A 2,675-nucleotide genomic window follows, 5' to 3' on the forward strand; every position below is an offset into this window, starting at 1 on the left:
CAGTCAAGCTCCCTTATGCCTTTACACTCTATGAATGATTTCCAACCATTCTGAGGGAACCTTTGAGCGCCTCCGTTACCTTTTAGGAGGCGACCGCCCCAGTCAAACTGCCCGCCTGACACTGTCTCCCACCACGATAAGTGGTGCGGGTTAGAAAGCCAACACAGCTAGGGTAGTATCCCACCAACGCCTCCACGTAAGCTAGCGCTCACGTTTCAAAGGCTCCTACCTATCCTGTACAAGCTGTGCCGAATTTCAATATCAGGCTACAGTAAAGCTCCACGGGGTCTTTCCGTCCTGTCGCGGGTAACCTGCATCTTCACAGGTACTATGATTTCACCGAGTCTCTCGTTGAGACAGTGCCCAAATCGTTACGCCTTTCGTGCGGGTCGGAACTTACCCGACAAGGAATTTCGCTACCTTAGGACCGTTATAGTTACGGCCGCCGTTTACTGGGGCTTCGATTCGTAGCTTCGCAGAAGCTAACCACTCCTCTTAACCTTCCAGCACCGGGCAGGCGTCAGCCCCTATACATCACCTTACGGTTTAGCAGAGACCTGTGTTTTTGATAAACAGTCGCTTGGGCCTATTCACTGCGGCTCTTCTGGGCTTGCACCCTAAAGAGCACCCCTTCTCCCGAAGTTACGGGGTCATTTTGCCGAGTTCCTTAACGAGAGTTCGCTCGCTCACCTTAGAATTCTCATCTTGACTACCTGTGTCGGTTTGCGGTACGGGCACCTAATTTCTATCTAGAGGCTTTTCTCGGCAGTGTGAAATCAACGACTCGAGGAAACAATTTCCTCTCCCCATCACAGCTCAATCTTAAGAGTGCCGGATTTGCCTAACACTCAATCTCACTGCTTAGACGTACAATCCAATCGTACGCATCGCCTATCCTACTGCGTCCCCCCATCGATTAAAACGATTATAGGTGGTACAGGAATATCAACCTGTTATCCATCGCCTACGCCTGTCGGCCTCAGCTTAGGACCCGACTAACCCAGAGCGGACGAGCCTTCCTCTGGAAACCTTAGTCAATCGGTGGACGGGATTCTCACCCGTCTTTCGCTACTCACACCGGCATTCTCACTTCTAAGCGCTCCACATGTCCTTGCGATCATGCTTCAACGCCCTTAGAACGCTCTCCTACCATTGTCCAAAGGACAATCCACAGCTTCGGTAATATGTTTAGCCCCGGTACATTTTCGGCGCAGTGTCACTCGACTAGTGAGCTATTACGCACTCTTTAAATGATGGCTGCTTCTAAGCCAACATCCTAGTTGTCTGGGCAACGCCACATCCTTTTCCACTTAACATATATTTTGGGACCTTAGCTGGTGGTCTGGGCTGTTTCCCTTTCGAACACGGACCTTATCACCCATGTTCTGACTCCCAAGTTAAATTAATTGGCATTCGGAGTTTGTCTGAATTCGGTAACCCGAGAGGGGCCCCTCGTCCAAACAGTGCTCTACCTCCAATAATCATCACTTGAGGCTAGCCCTAAAGCTATTTCGGAGAGAACCAGCTATCTCCAAGTTCGATTGGAATTTCTCCGCTACCCACAGTTCATCCGCTCACTTTTCAACGTAAGTCGGTTCGGTCCTCCATTCAGTGTTACCTGAACTTCAACCTGACCATGGGTAGATCACCTGGTTTCGGGTCTACGACCAAATACTATACGCCCTATTCAGACTCGCTTTCGCTACGGCTCCACATTTTCTGCTTAACCTTGCATCAGATCGTAACTCGCCGGTTCATTCTACAAAAGGCACGCCATCACCCATTAACGGGCTCTGACTACTTGTAAGCACACGGTTTCAAGTTCTCTTTCACTCCCCTTCCGGGGTACTTTTCACCTTTCCCTCACGGTACTGGTTCACTATCGGTCACTAGAGAGTATTTAGCCTTAGGAGATGGTCCTCCTAGATTCCGACGGAATTTCACGTGCTCCGTCGTACTCAGGATCCACTCAAGAGAGAATATATTTTCAACTACAGGATTATTACCTTCTTTGATTCAACTTTCCAGATGATTCGTTTAATATATTCTTTTGTAACTCCGTATAGAGTGTCCTACAACCCCAATAAGCAAGCTTATTGGTTTGGGCTCTTCCCGTTTCGCTCGCCGCTACTCAGGGAATCGAATTTTCTTTCTCTTCCTCCGGGTACTAAGATGTTTCAGTTCTCCGGGTCTGCCTTCTGACAAGCTATGAATTCACTTGTCGATAACACAACATAACTTGTGCTGGGTTCCCCCATTCGGAAATCTCTGGATCAACGCTTACTTACAGCTACCCAAAGCATATCGTCGTTAGTAACGTCCTTCATCGGCTTCTAGTGCCAAGGCATCCACCGTGCGCCCTTAATAACTTAATCTAATATAGTTATTAATCTGTGAGTGTTCTTTCGAACACTAGCGATTATTTTTATGAATTCAAGCTTATTTAAAACTCTATTCACTCGGTTTTGCTTGGTAAAATCTATTTACTTACTTATCTAGTTTTCAATGTACAATGTCATTAATCAATAATCACATTTCATCATTATAACAAAACATAATAATAAATGCAATATTCAATTAATCATGAATGTTTAAAACAAACATTCAAAACTGAATACAATATGTCACGTTATTCCATATCATCTCTACGAGATGTTCCGAATATATCCTTAGAA

At 46.3% G+C, this 2,675-nt stretch carries 1 rRNA gene; it reads right to left on the bottom strand.

The window, feature by feature from the left end:
• Positions 1 to 2,375: ribosomal RNA gene (locus AC2FB1_RS11005) — 23S ribosomal RNA — on the bottom strand; the annotation flags it as partial.
• Positions 2,376 to 2,675 lie beyond the last annotated feature (300 nt).

This window comes from Staphylococcus sp. CoH_129_LAB_1 (genome assembly GCF_058191515.1).